The organism is Devosia sp. RR2S18 (assembly GCF_030177755.1).
GTDB classification, from domain to species: domain Bacteria; phylum Pseudomonadota; class Alphaproteobacteria; order Rhizobiales; family Devosiaceae; genus Devosia; species Devosia rhizosphaerae.
The window spans coordinates 1,314,695-1,333,091 of record NZ_CP126539.1 but is presented as its reverse complement, the minus strand read 5'-3'; the positions used below and the strand labels follow the sequence as shown (position 1 = coordinate 1,333,091).

16 protein-coding genes are annotated in these 18,397 nt (G+C 57.5%); 6 read left to right on the top strand and 10 right to left on the bottom strand.

What is annotated here, in order from left to right; all coding sequences use genetic code 11:
- Positions 1-225 precede the first annotated feature (225 nt).
- A complete protein-coding gene (locus tag QOV41_RS06460) occupies positions 226-864 on the top strand; it encodes a hypothetical protein (protein ID WP_284580305.1) in 639 nt (212 codons plus the stop codon).
- 494 nt (positions 865-1,358) lie between these two features.
- On the opposite strand, the gene QOV41_RS06455 is transcribed toward QOV41_RS06460, so the two are convergent.
- The 5 genes from QOV41_RS06455 to QOV41_RS06435 all read right to left on the bottom strand — a co-directional run bounded on the left by QOV41_RS06455 (position 1,359) and on the right by QOV41_RS06435 (position 5,871).
- Positions 1,359-2,102 (bottom strand): DUF4336 domain-containing protein, encoded by a 744-nt coding sequence (locus QOV41_RS06455; RefSeq protein WP_284580304.1) that lies wholly within the window; start codon positions 2,100-2,102, stop codon positions 1,359-1,361.
- Between the two features lie 420 nt (positions 2,103-2,522).
- Positions 2,523-2,792, bottom strand: a complete 270-nt coding sequence (locus tag QOV41_RS06450; protein WP_284580303.1) for a DUF2312 domain-containing protein — start codon at positions 2,790-2,792, stop codon at positions 2,523-2,525.
- A gap of 254 nt (positions 2,793-3,046) precedes the next feature.
- Positions 3,047-4,348, bottom strand: a complete 1,302-nt coding sequence (locus QOV41_RS06445; protein ID WP_284580302.1) for a TRAP transporter large permease — start codon at positions 4,346-4,348, stop codon at positions 3,047-3,049.
- Between the two features lie 17 nt (positions 4,349-4,365).
- Positions 4,366-4,875: a TRAP transporter small permease gene (locus tag QOV41_RS06440; protein ID WP_284580301.1), complete on the bottom strand. Its 510-nt coding sequence runs from the start codon at positions 4,873-4,875 to the stop codon at positions 4,366-4,368.
- Positions 4,876-4,878: 3 nt separating this feature from the next.
- Positions 4,879-5,871 (bottom strand): sialic acid TRAP transporter substrate-binding protein SiaP, encoded by a 993-nt coding sequence (locus QOV41_RS06435; protein WP_284580300.1) that lies wholly within the window; start codon positions 5,869-5,871, stop codon positions 4,879-4,881.
- A 163-nt stretch (positions 5,872-6,034) separates the two neighbouring features.
- Between QOV41_RS06435 and QOV41_RS06430 the strand changes: the two genes are divergently transcribed.
- The 5 genes from QOV41_RS06430 to QOV41_RS06410 all read left to right on the top strand — a co-directional run bounded on the left by QOV41_RS06430 (position 6,035) and on the right by QOV41_RS06410 (position 11,856).
- Positions 6,035-6,934: a dihydrodipicolinate synthase family protein gene (locus QOV41_RS06430; protein ID WP_284580299.1), complete on the top strand. Its 900-nt coding sequence runs from the start codon at positions 6,035-6,037 to the stop codon at positions 6,932-6,934.
- A 26-nt stretch (positions 6,935-6,960) separates the two neighbouring features.
- On the top strand, positions 6,961-7,641 hold the full coding sequence (locus QOV41_RS06425; protein WP_284580298.1) for a GntR family transcriptional regulator: 681 nt from the start codon (positions 6,961-6,963) through the stop codon (positions 7,639-7,641).
- 13 nt (positions 7,642-7,654) lie between these two features.
- Positions 7,655-10,315, top strand: coding sequence for an alpha-L-rhamnosidase (locus QOV41_RS06420; RefSeq protein WP_284580297.1), 2,661 nt, complete (start codon positions 7,655-7,657; stop codon positions 10,313-10,315).
- An 86-nt stretch (positions 10,316-10,401) separates the two neighbouring features.
- Positions 10,402-11,052 (top strand): fumarylacetoacetate hydrolase family protein, encoded by a 651-nt coding sequence (locus tag QOV41_RS06415; RefSeq protein WP_284580296.1) that lies wholly within the window; start codon positions 10,402-10,404, stop codon positions 11,050-11,052.
- Between the two features lie 330 nt (positions 11,053-11,382).
- Positions 11,383-11,856, top strand: coding sequence for a zinc-binding dehydrogenase (locus QOV41_RS06410; RefSeq protein ID WP_284580295.1), 474 nt, complete (start codon positions 11,383-11,385; stop codon positions 11,854-11,856).
- Between the two features lie 631 nt (positions 11,857-12,487).
- On the opposite strand, the gene QOV41_RS06405 is transcribed toward QOV41_RS06410, so the two are convergent.
- The 5 genes from QOV41_RS06405 to QOV41_RS06385 all read right to left on the bottom strand — a co-directional run bounded on the left by QOV41_RS06405 (position 12,488) and on the right by QOV41_RS06385 (position 18,226).
- On the bottom strand, positions 12,488-13,540 hold the full coding sequence (locus QOV41_RS06405) for an ABC transporter ATP-binding protein (RefSeq protein ID WP_284580294.1): 1,053 nt from the start codon (positions 13,538-13,540) through the stop codon (positions 12,488-12,490).
- A 12-nt stretch (positions 13,541-13,552) separates the two neighbouring features.
- On the bottom strand, positions 13,553-15,067 hold the full coding sequence (locus QOV41_RS06400) for a DUF5060 domain-containing protein (protein ID WP_284580293.1): 1,515 nt from the start codon (positions 15,065-15,067) through the stop codon (positions 13,553-13,555).
- A 25-nt stretch (positions 15,068-15,092) separates the two neighbouring features.
- Positions 15,093-15,965 carry a carbohydrate ABC transporter permease gene (locus QOV41_RS06395; RefSeq protein WP_284580292.1) on the bottom strand — a complete coding sequence of 291 codons (873 nt, stop codon included), beginning with the start codon at positions 15,963-15,965 and terminating at the stop codon, positions 15,093-15,095.
- Between the two features lie 8 nt (positions 15,966-15,973).
- On the bottom strand, positions 15,974-16,870 hold the full coding sequence (locus QOV41_RS06390; protein ID WP_284580291.1) for a carbohydrate ABC transporter permease: 897 nt from the start codon (positions 16,868-16,870) through the stop codon (positions 15,974-15,976).
- A gap of 102 nt (positions 16,871-16,972) precedes the next feature.
- Positions 16,973-18,226 carry an ABC transporter substrate-binding protein gene (locus tag QOV41_RS06385; protein WP_284580289.1) on the bottom strand — a complete coding sequence of 418 codons (1,254 nt, stop codon included), beginning with the start codon at positions 18,224-18,226 and terminating at the stop codon, positions 16,973-16,975.
- Positions 18,227-18,397: the final 171 nt, after the last annotated feature.

Here is an 18,397-nt window from a genome sequence, read left to right as displayed (position 1 = left end):
CGAGCCAGGGGACCATTTCGAGCGAGAATTTAGCTAGTGTCGGCTTGACCGCATCAATCAGGTAGCGGGTAATTTCGACGGCCCGTTCTCGATTGTCAAACGCATGACCGGACAAGGCTGCGGACCGATACTGGTCGCGTTTCGTGGCTTCGCTCTCGATCTTTAGGAGTAGTGCATCGGCCAGCTACGTGTTGAAGCTTTGCTCTGAGGACCTATCTGACGGTCATGGCACCCAATCGTAAAGTCGCAGCGCCTCTCGCCCTGGTCCAGGAGTGGACCTTGCCCGCAGCAGCAACTCTGGGATCCTCGGTAAGGGTCAAGGGCATTCTGCTCGAAGTGCGCGCCCGACTGCCTTCGAACATCAAGAAGTCACTCGATGTCACTGGCATAGTCCTGGCCCTGCGCATGCCAGAGGGCATGGAGGACGACTTTGAGTCCGCATCGGCCATTATATCGAAGGGACTAGAAGGGATAGACAGTCTGCCGGTGATCCCGCGCGAGATCCAGGACATCCTGTCGATATCTACTACCGAGCGACATCGCTGGCTCAAGGACGGCCGCCTTCAAAGCGCTGGCACGCGCACGGTGAAACTTCGGGGCCGGGCAAAGAAGATAACCTTCCACGTCTTCGATCCCCGCCGCGTCGAAGAGGTGCTGAACGAGGATTTGGTATCGGCGTGGCGGGAAGACGACGCGATCACCAAGGCCGAGAACAGGCGGCAGGCCGCCTGGAACAGGAAACTAGTGCGCGAGGTGAAGGCAGCGGCCAAGGCGAAGCCGGTCGCCGATGACAATGCCGGAGACGCCGCACGTCACCTGCTCAAAGGGTGGGCCGAGTTTGAACGGAGTGGGCTGCTTCGCTGATGTCAGCGCCAGTGCGGCCTAGATAGTCGGTCAGCACGAGAATTCATGATCGTTTGCCGGCGTCAATCCCCAACTGACCGCATCTCAGTTCGGGATCGGGCGCGGCCTTGCCGAATCGACTCGAGGGTGGCCGGATACACCCGTCGACTGCTCAATCCGGAAGACAGACGAAGCGTGTTCATCGAACTGGACCGGGAAGCGGCTACAGAACTCCTTTCCCGCCGTCGCCGCGACTGTCCTGCTGATCCTTGTGCTTCAAACAAGCAGCAATCTCAGCTCCATAGGTGCGCCCCTCTTTGTTAGGGCTCTGATCATCTATCTGCCGCTTTACGCAGCAGGGATACCGTGGCGCGAACGTTCTCCTGGAATTTCGCAACGCTCGGCTTAGCGCTGGTGGCGGCCGACATCGTCGTGTGATCTCAGCTGGACTTGCAGCATCCCATGAAGTTCCGCCTGGTAAAGGCTGGCTGCCCTCATGGAAAAGCCGCAGGCGCTCAACGAAACAGCCACCCAAAGGCTCGGCGCAACTCCATAGCTCCGTCGGCCTCATACCAGCGGCCGTGCGCCAGAATGATCCTTTCTGGTGCCCACGAGATCATCTGCTCGACGGCCTGCTGCAACTGCTGCCGCTCGTGTCGAAATGTTAGCCGCATATCGCGGGGCATCTGCCCATCGGGGTCTAAAACCCCGCCGAGCCTCGCTAATAGGCGACCTAAGAGGCCCAGCTTACGCGGCTCGAAGTTCTCGATGAGATCGGTCAACACCAGGGTCCGGCTCGGGCGGTGGAAGAACTCCACCTCGGTCATATAGCTGCTCCGGATTGGTAGGGTCTCAATCGAGTAGTCCCAGGGATAGCCTGCCCGCTCACTCAGCAGCAGATGACCGAACTTGATACGATCGCCAGCACGTTTAGGAATGCCTGGCGCCAGATAAACCTGCGCTTGGGGAAAGGCATCTCTCCAATCCGGGATCCACCAGTAGTGAATTTTGTTCGGGCCAATGATCCACTTCGGAGTTCCAATTCCTTCCACTTCCGCCTTAAGCTCAGTGGTCAAGGTGGTGGGAGAATGGATGAACAGTTCCCCGCCTTCCAGCCTGATGATGGTCATTCGTGTTGGAAACTGCATTTTGGCCAGTGGGGGCCCAAACTCGATCACCGGGCCGTCGACAATCCAAACCTCTTCGCAGACCGGCTTAAGCGTACTCAGCGGTGAATATGTATGGTTCGGATGCGCCATGGCGGCAGGCTAAACAAGCCACTTAGGTCAAGTCCAGCCCCGATGTCGAATACGCCAGCGCCGCCGACGTCGTCGCGCCCTACTTCTATCCAGCGGGATGCAGAGAGTTGGAAATAGCCGAAGTACCAACGTAGTGACTCACTTCGGAGACGACAGAAACGGTGACACTCGCAAATTGGAACGTCCGCTTACCTGGCCATAAGGCCGAAAGCTGCCTGTCGGCAAACCACCCCATTTTTGTCATTGCTGGCGGCTCAGCGGACCGGCATCTTTTGGCGGGTGCAGCCGAACGCCTGAACGGCAAGAATGGGGCGCTTTGCAGACCGGTTTGGTGCGCTGTCCTTCGCCGCTCACCGCAACGAGCTCGGACTATTCCCGATACGGTGAGCCGCCGAGCGGGTAGCCGCCCGGCGTTGAGATTTACGCAGCCTTGGCTTCGTCGGATGGTTGAGCGTTGTCCATGGCCCGCATGTAGAGGTCCAAGAGAGTTTCGTGCTCGTCGCGCTCATCCTGGTCCTGCTTGCGCAACTTGATGATCTCTTTGATCACCTTGATATCAAAGCCTTCGCCCTTCGCTTCGGCGAAAATCTCTTTCTTGCCTTCGTTCAGTTCAGCGATTTCCGCTTCGACCTGTTCGATACGTTCAACGAACGACCGGATACGTCCGCCTGCAATGCCAGCGTCGCTCATGGTGCCTCCTGGGATAATGAGGCCAGCACTATCGAAGTGCGGCAGTTTACGAACGGTAAACCTCACCAGCTCTGCGGCGACGCCAGTGACGAGCTAAAGACATGTGAGACGCATTGCCCTTCAATCTGCTCGTCATTGGCTGCATACCTGCGGCAGCGCTGCTCAGGTGCAAGGAGCAAGGAACCGCATCCTTTGGTCCAGCTGCTGGACAGGATCCGAGTTGCCGCTTGGAATCTCTCCATCACGCCATTGGATTACTGCATAGCCCCGGCCTGCCGTGGTAGCCAGAGCACTAGGTCAGGCATATATGTGATCAAGAACAACACCGTCAGCAGCAGCAAAAAGTGCGGCCAGAGCTCACGGATCATGTCGCTCAGCTTGATACCGTTCAGGGCCTTGATGATGAACAACAACACGCCCATTGGCGGGGTAATGAGCCCGATCATCATATTTAGCACCAGCACCACCCCCAGGTGCACCAGGTCGATATCCAGACCCAGAGCGGTCGGAATGAACAGCGGCACGATCACCAACTGGATGGTCGACACGTCCAGCAGGCATCCAAGCAGCAGAAACAGGATGTTGAGCAGCAGCAGGAACATCCACTGCTCGAACTGGTAATAGCTGAAGAACTCGAACACCATCTGCGGAATACGCTCGACGGCGATGACATAGTTGAAGATGAAGGCGCCGCAGAGCACCGTCGTGACGACAGCGGTGGTTTTGACTGTGGAGTACACCACTGCGGCAAAGCCTCTGAAGCTTAGAGCGCGATAGGCGAAAACCGCGAGAACAAGTGCGTAGAAGGCGGAAACGGCGGCAGCTTCGGTGGGCGTAAAAGCGCCCGAGTAGATGCCCCCGAGAAGGATGACCGGCATCAATAGCGCAGGAAAGGCTCGCAGGAGGATCAGAGGAAACTGGCGGAAAGGTATGGCCTCTTCCACTGGAAATCCACGACGCTTGGCAACCACGAATGCCGCGGCCATTTGCAGCACCACGATGATCAGGGCTGGAACCACGCCGGCCAGAAAGAGTGCGCCGATCGACGCCGAGGACACCAGCGCATAATAGACCATCGGAATAGATGGCGGAAAAATCGGCCCCACAACCGCAGTAGCTGCCGTCAACGCTCCTGCGTATCCCGGCGGATATCGATTGTCCTTGATCATCATGTCGGTCACCACCTTGCCGACGCCAGCGGCGTCCGAGACTGCCGAGCCGCTCATGCCGGAAAAGATGAGGCTCGTAACGATGTTGACCTGCGCCATGCCGCCGGGTGACCTACCCACGAGCGCCAGGCAGAAGGTCAGCAGTCGATCCGAGATCTTGCCGGCATCCATGATGTTCGCAGCGAAGATGAACAAGGGCACCGCAAGAGCGACGAAATTGCCGAACACGCCATTGAGCACCATTTCAGCGCCCAGGCCCACATCGCGGCCGGAGATGAAGAGGTAGAGGACGCTGGAAGCAATCATGGCAATGCCCATGGGCAGACCGGCGACAGTCGTCGCGATCAGTATCACGAGCATTATGGGAAGGGCGTATTCAGCCAGCATTGAGAACCCTCGTCGGCCTAGATCTGCTTGGTCCACTCGGGCGTGAACAGGCGCCACAGCCGCCACGCGGCTTGGATGGTAAAATTGACGACAAACAGTAAGTAGCAGCCGTAGATCCACGCCATGGGAAGCCGAAGAACTGGACTGCGCTTGCGCAGGAGAAACTGCAGGTAGTCCCAAGTGGCGGGAATGAGCAGCACAAAAGCGATGATCAGGACCACCATGGCAAAGATCGCCATTACGCGCTTTACCTGTGGCGAGACCAGCTCATAGACCACGTCGAAGGTTACATGGTCGCGAATGTTGACCATGAAAGCAGCCGCCCAGAAGACCGTCCAGACGAAGGCAATCATGGTGACTTCTTCGGTCCAAAGGATCGGGCTGTTCATCACATAGCGGAAGAACACCTGGACGACAAAGCCGAGGAACGCGGTCGTAAAAAGAAGGACGCCGACAAGATCGGCGCCCTCCTTGAGAAACCGCAACCAGGCGGGCATCTGCCGAACGGATGCGGAAGTTTCAGTCATCGCTTACTCGGAAGCCATAGCGTTGATCTGGTCGATCCAGCCTTCCGGCCAGGACGCCGCGCGGTCTGAATTGAGATAGAAGTCCTGCACATGGCTGCGGAATGCTTCAATATCGGGCGTCGTGACCTGCAGACCCTGCTCTTCCAAGAAGGCCACGAGGCGCTCTTCCTCGGCAACACGCTTTTCGTTGTTCCAGTCGCAGGAAGCCACGGCAGCCTCCGTCATGGCAGCCTTCTCCTCGTCGGTCAGTTGCTCCCAGGTCTGATTGTTGACAGCGACATTGATGCCGTCGACCAGATGACTGGTGAGGACTACCTGTTCAGTGACTTCGTAGAACTTGGCGGCTTCCACTGTGGGAAGCGGATTGTCCTGCGCGTCAATCGTGCCTGACTGAAGGCCGAGATAGACTTCGCCAAACGGCAGCGGCGTGGGATTAGCGCCCAATGCCTGCCCGAGGAACAGCCAAGCGTCGGACGAAGGCATGCGCAGCTTAACGCCTGAGAGATCTTCCGGAGTCTGCACATCGCGGGCATCGCGCAGGTTTAGCTGGCGAGTGCCCAAGTAGCAGGTGTCGAGGAGTTGGATACCCATCTCGTCCGACACACGCTGCTTGAATTCGGCGCCTAGGTCGCTGTCCATGAATGCCCGGTAGTGTTCAGGGCTCTGGAACAGGTAACCGGCCGTGAGCACCCCATACTCAGGAATGTTGTCTGCGATCAACTGGAAGGACACGTAGGTCATTTCCGCATTGCCACGCTGCAACGCATCGAGATCGGCGCCTTGGGCGAACAGCGAACCGGAGTCGTATAGCTGAATGTCAAAACGGGCAGGCGCCAGCTCTTCCAGCTTGTCTGCGAAGACCTGCATGGCCTGAGTGTGCAGATCGGTCGGCACGCTAGGAACGGTATATTTCAGTTCCAGCTTATCCTGCGCCTGAGCGGCTATCGAAAGCGCCATGATCGAAACGGCGGCAAGGGCGACGGTCTTCAATTTCATGATGTCCCTCCTCCAAGGGTTAAGAGCGGGCACAGGGGTAGCCTTGGTGGCAGTACCCCTGAGCAACGGCCTGCACCTTGCATTAACTTATCACTCATGTAAACAGTGATGCGAAGTCTGATCGTCGTGCTGATTGTATCAGTTGGCAAATGAGGAGAATCCTGTGTCTGCTGCCCCTTTGGAAGGCGTCATCGCCGCTTCGATCACTCCGCTAGCCGAGGACCTGTCGATAGATGTGAACCGCCTGGCCCGCCACACGCAGCGGCTTCTGGACAATGGCTGCTCCTTCGTTTCGACTTTCGGCACTACAGGAGAAGGTGCCTCCCTCTCCACAATTGAGAAACTGGATGCTCTCCGCTCTTTGAGCGCAGCAGGCGCTGACATGAGCCGGCAGGTGCCTGGCGTCATGACCCCTACCTTGGATGATGCAGCGACCATGTTGGTGGGTATCGCCAACGCGGGCTGCCGCGCCGCTCTCGTCCTTCCACCTTTTTACTACGGCACCTCCGAAGCCGGCGTTGCAGGATGGTACGACGCATTGATCGAGCGCACCGAGTCAGCAACGCAGATCGATCTCCTGCTCTACAATATCCCGCAGATGAGCCGGATCCGCTTCACCAGGGAGCTGGTCGAAACTATCGTCAAACGCCACGGGTCGCGCATCGTAGGCATCAAGGATTCCACCGGCGATGTGCAAAACGGCGTTATGCTGGCAAAGAGCTTCCCCGACTTGGCCGTGTTCACCGGCGATGATCGTGTCCTTCCCACACTGCTGGCCAGTGGCGGCGCCGGCATGATCGGCGGCATGCCTAATGTCTTCGCGCGAGATCTCCGGCGTCTTTATGACGACCGCACCAATGCAGAGATCCTTGCCAAGCAGACTGAACGCATCCTGGCTGTTGATCGACACGGCTCCTTGGTCGCGCTAAAGGCGGCTCTTGCCACCTATCTGGGTGACGAAAACTACGCCCGTGTCCTCCCGCCGCTCAAGGCGCTGGATGAGGTAGGCCGTGGAAAGCTGCTGGAAAGCTTTGCGAAATCCGGGTTTGATGCAGCCGCGTGAATTGAACGCGGCCACGGGAGGATGTCATGACCGCCGAAGCTGTCGCCAAAGCAGGTGAACCCGAGTTGCGCTCGGTGAAGCAGGCGGCCTATGAGCGTTTCCGACATGCCTTGTTCGATGGCCGATTGCGGCCCGGCCAGTTTGTTTCCCAGCGCGATCTGGTTGCCCTGCTGGGGCTTTCCATCGGCGCGTTGCGCGAACTCCTGCCCCGGTTGCAGTTTGAAGGTCTACTCAGTGTGATGCCGCAGCGCGGCATCCAAATTACCCAGATTGACCTGCCGATGATCCGGCAGGCTTTCCAGATGCGTATGGCCTTCGAGCGTGAAGCTGTTCTCACTGCGGTCCGCAAGTTGGATGATACGGCGCTCGATCAGCAGGAATCCCTCCATCGCAATATTCTCGAAGAGGTCCGTCAGCAACCTTCCTCTGACGTGTTCGAGCGCGGTCAGCAGATCGATGACGGCTTTCACAACCTCCTTGTTGCCGGCACTCAGAATGAACTTTTGGTCCAGGCTTATGCCGTCAATGCAATTCGCATCAGGCTAATCAAGCTGGACCGCATTACTCTTTCCGCAGGCGTCCTGCCCTCTGCCTTTGGCGATCACCTCGCGATAATTGCCGCCATTCGGGGCCGTGACCCCCACGCAGCTATCGACGCCATGGACCGTCACATGATGAACGCACGCGAGCGGGCACTCGAACTCTAGAACCAAAGGTCTCATGACCCTGCTCATCCCTTATAACCTGCGTTGCGAGCACATGTTCACGGCGCGTGGCCTCAACACGTCCGTCCCCCGCTTCTCCTGGGCCCTCGAAGCAGAAGGAAAGGACCGATGGCAGACCGCCTACCGCGTTGAGCTCCGCAACGAAGACGGCATTATTTGGGACAGTGGCAAGGTGCCGTCCAACCAGACGCAACTGATTCCATATGGCGGACCGCGCCTCTCGTCCGACGCTGTGCTGACCTGGATTGTAACCTGCTGGGACGAAAACAACACTCCATCCGCACCATCTAAACCCGCAATGATCTTTACCGGTCTCGCGGCGGCGGATTGGGAGGCAGAGTGGATAGCACGATATTTTGTGTTGCCCGCTGGTCGCGAAGCTCCCGCCGACAATATCTACGACAACCTCTGGCAAGCGCGTCCCGCGGACTATGTACGCCGCGACTTCGCTACCTCCCAGGCACCAATCCGTGCCACGCTCTACATCACCGCCCTTGGCCTTTATGAAGCCTACATGAACGGTCAGCGAGTGGGCGAAGATGTCATGGCCCCCGGCTGGACCGACTATCACACCCGGGTTGAGTACCAGGTACACGATGTGACTGATCTGGTTCGTGCCGGTAACAATGTCCTAGGTGCAATTCTTGGCGAGGGTTGGTATTCCGGCCGCGTTGGCCACAACCAACGCCGCGCCGGCAATCACTATGGCGGCCGCCCTGCCCTCTTGTGCCAGCTGCATCTGCATTATGGAGATGGCACCAGCCAGATCGTCTGCACCGACGAGCATTGGCAAACCCGGCAAGGCCCGATCTGCTATTCCGATTTCCTGATGGGCGAGATGTATGACGCCCGACTGGAGATCGCGAATTGGAACACCCCCGACTGCGAACTTTCCGGCTGGCAGCGAGTCGAAGTCTTCGTGCCTGACCCCGGTGCGCCCCAGCTCGATGCTGCACGCGTCCAGCCAGCGCGCGAAGTAGCCCGCCTCCCCGCCAGCTTCTCCCATCATGCCCGCAGCGGCGCAGCGATCTTCGATCTGGGCCAGAACATTGCCGGCTATGTGGAGCTTCGTGTCAGCGGCCGCTCAGGAGACCGTTTCACCATCCGTCATGCCGAGACGCTCGACGCGGACCGCGAACTCTATACGGCCAATCTCCGCCACGCCGTGGCGATCGACATCTTCGTCGCCTCGGGGAACGGCACTGAGACCTTCAAGCCGCGCTTCACCTTTCACGGCTTCCGTTATGTCGAACTGACCTTGCCGGACGGCATCTCGCCCGACCAGGTTTCCATGACCGGAATTACCGTCCAAACCGATACATCGGTCACTGGCGTTATCGAGACAGGTCACCCACTGGTCAATCAGCTCCTCTCCAACATCTTCTGGAGCCAGCGAGGCAACTTTCTCTCCGTCCCAACCGATTGCCCGCAACGCGACGAGCGCTATGGCTGGACCGCCGACGCCCAGGTCTTCTGGAAAACCGCCGGCTACTTCATGGACGTCTCGGCCTTTCTCACCAAATGGATGCTAGACATAGTGGATGGTCAGTCGCGTGACGGCGCTTTCCCCGACGTCGCTCCCACCAAGCCGCTCAACCCTTATCGGCTAACGCCGCAGCCCGGAGCTCCCGGTTGGGGTGATGCCCCGGTGATCATGGCCTGGGAACATTGGCTGCGCTATGCCGACCGCGGCCTCCTCGAACGCTACTGGCCGGCACTTGAGGCATGGGCCGAGCACATCGGTCGAGCCAACCCTGATTTCATCCGCCGCAACGCCGTCTACAACAATTACGGCGACTGGCTGAGCGTTGGGCCCGTTACGGACCGGACACTGGTCGCAACTGCATACTGGTACAGGGTTGCTGATCTCTTGTCCCGTATCGCCGATGTACTCGGCCGGGCAACCGACGCTGCACGTCACCGCCAGACCGCAGACAGTATCCGTGCGGCTTTCACCTCGGCCTTTGTCACCGCTGACCATCAGCTAACCAGCGACACGCAAACCGCATACCTTTTAGCACTCGATTTCGGGCTTCTTGCACGCGACCAACGCAATCATGCCGCCACGCGCCTGGTGGAATTGATTAAAGCAGCGGACGGCCATCTGCAGACAGGTTTCCTAGGAGTTCGCCACCTGCTGCCGGTGCTGACTGCCATTGGTCGCGACGATCTTGCAGTGGCCATGCTGCTCAAGGAGACATACCCCAGTTGGGGCTTTTCGATAGCGCACGGTGCTACCACAATCTGGGAGCGGTGGGACGGGTGGACCCCTCAAAAGGGCTTCCAGAGTACCAACATGAACTCCTTCAATCACTACGCGTATGGTTCTGTGGGGGAATGGATATGGTCGCGGCTGGCCGGCATCGACTGGGACCCCAACTCACCGGGGTACATGGGAGCTGTGCTGCGTCCCCTCTTCCATCAGGCTATCGGCTCCTGCCGTGCGATGTACACGGCTCACCCTGGTCGCTTCGTTAGCCAGTGGGACTTCGAGGGCAGCAACGTCAAGTGGATCGTTGAGATACCGCCAAACTGCAGGGTCCAGCTGGAGCTACCGAGTGGCTGGCAGTTTGCCGGCGGGCGGCACCTCACCACTTTGGCTTCGGGCCACCACCGGTTCCTGCTTTCACCAACTGGAGCTTTGGCTCACTCATGACCTGCGGTTTGACTTCACTGCTACTTCACCATCGGCGCACTGGCACCACGATAGATCACCTGCCCCCGGAGTTGGTTCCGAGCAACTTGGCGGCGGCCTACGCGATCCAGGACGAAACCATTGCCGCTCTAGGCTGTCTCGGTGCCTGGAAAATCAGTCCGGTCCCGCAGCAGGGTGAACCCTTTTGTTCTCCGCTGCCGGCCGAGAGCCTTCACACAGACGGCACTCAGCTGTCCCTTACCGATTTCAAGGGTCTTGGCGTCGAAGTGGAAGTAGCAGTCACGCTCGCTCGCGACCTCGCAGCAGGCTCGAGCCCCCAAGACGCCAGACAGGCAATCGGCTCGGTGCACCTGGCGCTCGAGCTTTTGTCGTCACGATACTCGGATCGCACTGCAGTACCCCAGCTGGCCGCCTTTGCCGATCTGCAGAGCAACGGCGCCATCGTGCTCGGTCCGGCCATCTACTTCGGCGAAATGCCCGAATTCGGAACGCAGGCGCTGAGCCTGGAACTAGATGGTGAGCGAGCTGCAGAAACTGCAGCCGGTTCTAGCACCGACAATGTGCTTGCCGCCCTTGCTTGGCTTGCTGACCACGCATCTAGGCGTGGCAGCCCACTCACGGCTGGCACTGTCGTCACCACGGGAGCTCGCCTCGGGCCGGTCGATTTCGGCGGCCGAAAAGCCACCGCTAATGCACCCGGCTTGGGTGCAGTGACTGCAACATTCCACCAAGACTAACTTAGCCAACAGATCGGTACCACGGCATATTGACTGCCTGAAAGGTCTCCGACCGGCCGGAATGGGCCGAGAGGAGATCGACCGGTTCTGGCTCGCTATCAGACATAGATGTGGGCTTCGACGCAGATCTTATGCGCTCGCCCCCTGAATTGCTAGCCGCAGAATCAAACCTCATGGCGCTGCCCGATATGCTCTCTGCCGATGCAGCCGTTGCACTAGGCGTCAAACGCGCTTGTCGCTCATTTCAGTCTGCAGCGGGCCCAGCTTCAGTCGGCCGATCACGTCCTCGTGCGCGGCGCGAGTGGCGGTATAGGTCTGACAACCGTGCAAATGGCATTGCGGCGCGGCGCTACGGTAACTGCAATTGCCAATTCGGGAGCAGCCGATCGTCTGTCCGCTTTAGGCGTGAATCAAGTGCTGAGGCGCGATCTGGGAACCGACTTTGCTGGCTCGTTCGACGTCATCATCGACCCGGTAGGCGGTCTCGATACTCCGGAATTTGTCGGGAAGCTCTCACCCAATGGGCGCTACATGCTTAACGGCGCAGCTGGGGGATTTCCTCCGGCCGACTTTGGCATGGCTCTCCTGCAGACTTTCTTCGGCTCGCCGAGCTTCTCCATGTTCAGCTTGAACTCGGTTCAGGCGTCCGAGTTAGTCGTAGCTGGCCAGTCCATCTTCAACGATGTGCTTCAGGGCGTCTTGATACCTCAGGTAAGCGATGCTTTCAGCCTGGCCGACGCGGCAAAAGCGCATTCGGCTCTCGAAAGCGGAAAAAGATTTGGTAAGATTGTCCTCAGGCCCTAGCAGGGTGTTCGCCCATGGCTACAGCCGCGGCCTCCCCGCGCATCATTTCGGGTCCAAGGAGCAATACCTCAAGGCCTTGGCGTCGTATGTAGCGATTGAATTCGAGAAGACAGTGCCCCTGGCCGATCGTCTATTCGGGCTGCCGGCTCTTCTTGAACTTACGCGATCCGTATTCATGCACCTCACCGCCGATCCCACCCGAATGCTGCTGACTCAAGTCGTGCTGTCGGACCACAGGCGAGAGCAAGCTCTGTCTGAGGAAATCGCCGCCCTTAGGGACAAGACGTTGGCCACACTTGCCAAACATATCAGGGCTGGTATCGAGGCCGGTCAGATCAGGACCGATGCAGACCCTGAGATGGCGGGACTTTTTCTTGCGTCCTCAATATGCGGCATCCTCGAAACTTGGATAGCAAATCCACGGTCTTGAGCGCAGAGGCTAGCTAAAGCACTCCGACCTCTGTTGAATGGCGGGGTTCTAATGTCTCTAATTCGTCAAGTCCTTGCCTAGGTCTTGTTCGTCGATCTGCACCGTATTCGTTGTCGTCTTCGAGGTCAGATAACGTTCTGCCTCACAATGGCGCCAAGTTTGAAAGCCTCTCGATGTGACTCACGCTGTCAGCATCGGCGACTAGAGCCGATTCCCGTCAGAACCAAAAAAATGGCCCCGTCCAACTGAAAACGCCACCTGGATTATATCTCCTGGAGCGACAGCAAGTCTGTCTCTGAACACTGCCGTAATCTCCTGCCCGGCGGCATCCAACACCACGTGCGTTTCCGCCCCGGTCGGCTCGATCAGCAGAACTCGGGCGCTCAGACCACCCTCCGCCACGACCTCGATGTGCTCCGGACGAATGCCGAACTCCACCTCATCTTTCGAGGATTGCGGCAGTTGCTGCTGGAGTGGGAGAACGGTGGCATCTGACAACCTCATACCTTCAGCAATGAGCGTTCCGCTGATGAAGTTCATGGCCGGCGAACCAAGAAATCCTGCCACAAACTTGTTCTGAGGGTGATCATACAACTCTAGGGGTGAGCCCACCTGCTCCACCCGCCCCCCGTTCATGACCACGATCTTATCGGCCATGGTCATGGCTTCGATCTGGTCGTGCGTCACATAAACGATTGTGGTCCCCAGACGCTGGTGCAGACTCTTGATCTCTGCTCGCATCTGAACGCGGAGCTTAGCGTCCAAGTTGGAGAGCGGCTCATCGAACAAGAACACTTTGGGTTGCCGTACGATTGCACGCCCCATCGCAACCCGCTGCCGCTGCCCACCTGACAGCTGGGCAGGCTTGCGGTCCAGAAGCGATTGTAGGCTGAGGATTGCCGCTGCCTCGTCGACCTTACGCTTGATCTCGTCCCGCTTGATGCCTTGGATCTCCAAGGCGAAGCCCATATTCTGAGCCACTGTCATCTGAGGATAAAGCGCATAATTCTGGAACACCATAGCGATGTCCCGGTCCTTAGGCTCTAGATTGTTCACCGTCCGGCCATCGATGGCGATGGTGCCGCGGGTGACATCCTCCAGCCCGGCGATCATGCGAAGGAGCGTCGACTTTCCACAACCGGACGGTCCTACGAGGATGACGAACTCGCCGTCGGCGATGTCGATGTCGACGCCGTGAATTACCGGAGTAACGCCGTAGTTTTTTCGAAGATCACGAATTTGAACGGTGGACATGAATCTTGCTCCCTATCGACGTGGGCGACAGCGGATTGCGAGGTGCGGTTTGCCAGGCAATTCGACGGCAATGGCGGCATCCGGGCGGCGCGGCCGGTACACGGCCCCATGTCGGGTCGGGTGATTGGCCGGCGCATCGACTATCTTTGCCGGCTCCATCGTCATGTTCCAGGTGTCGATCAGATCCACTTCATAGTCACCGGGATGGAGCGGCAGCCCTGGGGCCCAAATCACTGGCTGATGCTCTCCAAGGTATATGTAGGTAACTTCGCCATCAGTGGCTCCCGAAACACGGCTCCAAGGCCAAGTTCCAGAGTTGGCAATGGGAGTAAGGCCGTTCTTCGCATCTTCTTCAAGGAGATTGCGAAGAAAGCCGATACGCTTCCAAGCTTCACCGTGGAGAACGCCCCCTTTTGCCCACCAGAGTATATCGTCAGGGTGCATGAAGGTTTCACCGTGACCAGCATAGCCTCCGCGGAGCAGCGTAATCCAATAGCGGTGGACAAGCTCTTCTGCAGATATGTTGCCCCAGGACAGCATGATGTTGCCCTCGTACTCGGGCTCATCGTTGATCACTGGCTTGCCATAGGCATCACGCCATTCCGGCGTGCGTTTGACATCCCAGTTCTGGATGCAAACGTGGCTCACCCAAGGCTTGCGGTGATCATAATTCGCATTCACGTCCCCATTGTGGATGGACTTCAGATGCCGATAAGGGTCGTTCTCCTCAATGATCTGAAAATATCGATCCCACTGCGTCATCGGTTTGGTGTCGAGGAGAAAGTCGTATTCGTTGGCGAGCGACCACCAGACATTCCGGTAAGCAGCGAGCCGGGCTGTTAAGTACTCGACGTACCCATAATCCTGCTGCTCGCTCATCGCGCTGTAGCCCCAACGGTCATAGGGGTGAAAGATAATGAGGTCGGCTTCTATGCCAATATCTCTTAATGCTGCCACTTGCCGCTCGAGGTGCCGAAAGGCCTCTGGATTGGGTCGATCGAAGTCGAGCTCACCCTCGGAGTCACGCTGATAAATGTCGTAGAGTGGTTCGTTGACATTGAACGGATAGTCTTTGGGAAAAACGCCCATGCGCATCTTGTTGAAACGCGTCGATCGCAGCGTGTCGAGTGTCTGCTGCTGTAGCCCGAGCGGCTGATGAGTCCACGCGTAGCTGGTGGTGCCGAAAGGGAGATAGGGTGTTCCGTCAGCATAGCCGAAGTGAAACGTGTTTCGCACGTGGACTGGACCATGATTGCCTCCACCCGCAGGGCCAACATCAAGCTGGCCGCTCAGACCTTCAAGTTCGCTAGCCGAAGACTTGGTCGAATAGCTCCAACGTCCTTCATTGTCGGGCATGAAACGCACCTTATAGGTACCGTCTCCATCATAAAAACCAGGTACCCGCACAACGCGACTGTTCTGCTGGAAGTATGCCTCAAAGGTAACCTCCCGGAACGGATTACCTTCCGCAGGTCCGCTGAACTGAGCTTCAAAGGAATCCCACTTGGCAATTGTTGTTTCAGTCATGTTCTTTTCTATTCTGTTTAGAATCTCAGCCCTTAACGGCACCGGAGGTCAGCCCCGATACGAAATAGCGCTGGAAAATGAGATAAACGAGGGTGGCCGGCAGAACCGTCATGACGATGGCCGCATTAAGCTGTCCGTAGTCACTGGAGAACTGCCCCTGGAAGGACATAAGGCCAAGCGGCAGCGTCCACTTGTCTGGGTCCTGCAGCAGGACCAAGGCCATAGCAAACTCGTTCCACGTGTTGACAAAGTCGAGGATCAGCAGAGCTGCCAGCACAGGTACCGAGATCGGCAGAATGATGCGACGGAATATTGTGATGTGGGAGGCGCCATCAATCCGGCCAGCCTCACTCAGTTCCCGCGGCACATTGCTGAAGAACCCGTGCAATACGAAGACCTGATAGGGAACTCCGAAAGCAAGGTACGGTAGGATTACTCCCGGATAGGTGTTGATCAGTCCAAAGGAGTTCACCAACGTGAATAGTGGCGCCAACATTACCTGGAACGGGATCATGGTGCCAAATATCACCACGAGCAGTAGAGCCTTATGCCAGATAATGTTCATGCGGGCGAGCGCGTAGGCTGCCATCGCTGAAATTAAGAGCCCAAGCGGCACCTTTATCACGGTGATAATGACACTATTGAAGAAGGTGGTCGAAAACTTCCCACGCTCCCAGGAGCGGGAATAATTGGTCCACTGCGGATCGGTCGGAGGCGTGAATGCACCGGTATTCGTCACTGCCGCCGCAGACTTGAGTGACGTAAAGACTATGAAAATAAAGGGGGCGATCCAGAGGATAGCTACGACCACCAGAGCGATCCAGAGGCCAATCAGAACAGGATCAGATCGCTTCGGCGCCACCTCGGTGGTGCCCGACAGGGTTTCAGGATGTGTCATTGCTCTGCTCATGACGCTGCTTTCCCACGTTCGGTCCAGCGAAGGTACGGAACCACGATTGCAACGGTGATCAACAGAAGAACCACCGAGATGGCCGCTCCTCGTCCGAAGTCAAAGATCTGCATGGCCTGCGTGAAGGCCCAAAGGGCGAGCATTTGTGTCGATTGTGCCGGCCCACCCCCAGTCATCCCATAAACAATATCGAACGCCTTCAAGGAGGAGATGATTGAGAGAACGAGCACGATGGTCAGGGTTGTTCGCAGTGCAGGCAGCGTGACGTGTTTGAACACTTGCGTTCGCTTCGCCCCGTCGATGCGAGCAGCCTCAACCAGCGACTTGTCTACGCTTTGAAGTCCCGCCAGAAACAGAACCATCGAGAAGCCGACAGACTGCCAGAGATGAGCAACAAACATAGAGTAGAGTGCAATCCTCCGGTCGCCGAGCCAATCCTGTATCCAACCCTGCAGACCCGCCCCCGCCAAAATCTGATTGAAGAGCCCAAAGAAGGGGTCATACATCCACCGCCACATCGTGGCGACCGCAATCGGCGCGATGATCACTGGCAGGTAATAGACTGCGCGCAGAGCCCCTCGACCAAAAAGCTGCTGATTAAGTCCAAGAGCTAAGAGGAGACCGATAAGGGGTGGGAATATAACCGACAACACGGTCCAAATGACCGTATTTCTGAATGCCGTCCAAAAAACAGGATCGCTGGTGAATATGTGTCGATAGTTTTCCAGCCCCACCCATTCTTTGTTTGGCGCAAGTCCGTTCCACCGCTGGAAAGATAGCACAAACACGTCGAGCATCGGGTACAAGGCGAATATTGCATAGACCCCCAAAGCCGGACCGAGCAACACGACAGCCTGGAACCGAGCGTCCTGAAGCCTTTTTTTCATGTTCATGGAGCGGATCCTTGGGACTTCGGCGCCACGTAAGTTAAGAGCGCTAGCCTCACGTGTTTCTTCAATGGCCATCCCTGGAAGGGATGGCCACTGTTTTTGTGCTTACGACTGGTTGTCGATAAACGTCTGCATCTCCTGGGCGGCCGTTAATGGCTCCATGTTGCCCGAGGCCACTTCATTGATGACGCGGAAGTACTCAGTCGTGACGGCGAGAGGGAACCCCTGGTCGCCATTAACGAAGGTACCGGTCGCCTCATCGAAGATCGTCAGCCATTCTTCCTGCAAGGGAGTGGCATCATCGCCGAGCGACACGTTCGTATTGACGGAGATTGCGCCGAAGGCACCTTTGATCTGGTCCTGGTATTCATCCGACACGAAGAGATCAAAGAACTCTGCAACGAGTTCCGGATGCTCCGTATTCGAAGACATATAAAAGTACTCAGCGAAGCCATAGAGGCGACCAGTGCCGGTGGGGAACGGGAAGACCCCGAAGTGCGACACATCGGTGTTCTCAGCCAGTTGCTGCACCAGCCAATCACCCTCCAACATCATTGCAGCACGCTCTCCCACGAACAGGTTGAAGGATTGCGCCTGATCGATGCCCATGAACGGCGAGAGAACATAATTCTGTGTCCACATCTGCAGCTCAGAAAACGCTTCGGCCGCGCAGGGCTCATCAGCCCAACTCAGTTCCATTCCAATGAGCTGGTCGTGGGTTTCAGCTCCGCAGGTGGTTTCTAGCAGAACATCCATGAGGCGCATCACGTGCCAGTTCACCGAACCGCCAAACGTGAATGCCGGAATACCTTCAGACTTGAGCGCTTCGGCCGCCGCGACCAGCTCATCATAGGTCGACGGCTCTTCCGTGATCCCCGCCCTCTCAAACTGCTCTTTGTTGTAGTAGACTGCCTCGCCTGAGAAACGGAACGGAATGCCGTGCATTCCACCATACTGACCGGCAAAGCCCATTGAAGCAGAGGATAGGTTGTCTTCCCACCCGTACTCCTCGTAATAGTCGCTGATATCCTGACTAAGACCGGCGTTAACATATTCGCCGCCTAGGCCAAGCCCAGCCCAACTCATAAAGATGTCCGGGCCGCTATCAGAGCCTGCGGCGACGCGCAAAGCGGTCTTATGCTCATCCACCCCGCGCATGGTGATGTTTACCTCAACGCCCGGGTGCGTCTCCTCGAACTGCTCAGCAGCGCCCTCGAGCGCGTTGATCTGGGCATCAGACGAATAACTGATCGTCCAAACATCAATGGTTTGAGCATAGGCACTCGGGCTCATAGCAAGCCCGAGCGTCGCCACAGCGACGCCGAGTGTCAAAAGGGATTTCGTGCTTCTGGATTCCATATCTTCCTCCCGAGGGTTTCGCTTTTTTGCGAATATTTACATTTATAGAGCCTTCCCTCTATGGTGTGTCAAGGCGCAATTATGTCATGAGCGACGTAATTCACGTCGTGTAGCTTGAGTAGCCGCGCCGGCACTCCAATACAGGGCCAAATAAGAGGAGACGGCCTTGGC

Bases quoted from the DNA above. Each gene is read 5' to 3' on its own strand.
- QOV41_RS06390 (WP_284580291.1), bottom strand. From the start codon at position 16,870: ATGAACATGAAAAAAAGGCTTCAGGACGCTCGGTTCCAGGCTGTCGTG.
- QOV41_RS06460 (WP_284580305.1), top strand. From the start codon at position 226: ATGGCACCCAATCGTAAAGTCGCAGCGCCTCTCGCCCTGGTCCAGGAG.
- QOV41_RS06435 (WP_284580300.1), bottom strand. From the start codon at position 5,871: ATGAAATTGAAGACCGTCGCCCTTGCCGCCGTTTCGATCATGGCGCTT.
- QOV41_RS06450 (WP_284580303.1), bottom strand. From the start codon at position 2,792: ATGAGCGACGCTGGCATTGCAGGCGGACGTATCCGGTCGTTCGTTGAA.
- QOV41_RS06385 (WP_284580289.1), bottom strand. From the start codon at position 18,226: ATGGAATCCAGAAGCACGAAATCCCTTTTGACACTCGGCGTCGCTGTG.
- QOV41_RS06425 (WP_284580298.1), top strand. From the start codon at position 6,961: ATGACCGCCGAAGCTGTCGCCAAAGCAGGTGAACCCGAGTTGCGCTCG.
- QOV41_RS06440 (WP_284580301.1), bottom strand. From the start codon at position 4,875: ATGACTGAAACTTCCGCATCCGTTCGGCAGATGCCCGCCTGGTTGCGG.
- QOV41_RS06410 (WP_284580295.1), top strand. From the start codon at position 11,383: ATGGCATTGCGGCGCGGCGCTACGGTAACTGCAATTGCCAATTCGGGA.
- QOV41_RS06455 (WP_284580304.1), bottom strand. From the start codon at position 2,102: ATGGCGCATCCGAACCATACATATTCACCGCTGAGTACGCTTAAGCCG.
- QOV41_RS06420 (WP_284580297.1), top strand. From the start codon at position 7,655: ATGACCCTGCTCATCCCTTATAACCTGCGTTGCGAGCACATGTTCACG.
- QOV41_RS06405 (WP_284580294.1), bottom strand. From the start codon at position 13,540: ATGTCCACCGTTCAAATTCGTGATCTTCGAAAAAACTACGGCGTTACT.
- QOV41_RS06395 (WP_284580292.1), bottom strand. From the start codon at position 15,965: ATGACACATCCTGAAACCCTGTCGGGCACCACCGAGGTGGCGCCGAAG.
- QOV41_RS06400 (WP_284580293.1), bottom strand. From the start codon at position 15,067: ATGACTGAAACAACAATTGCCAAGTGGGATTCCTTTGAAGCTCAGTTC.
- QOV41_RS06445 (WP_284580302.1), bottom strand. From the start codon at position 4,348: ATGCTGGCTGAATACGCCCTTCCCATAATGCTCGTGATACTGATCGCG.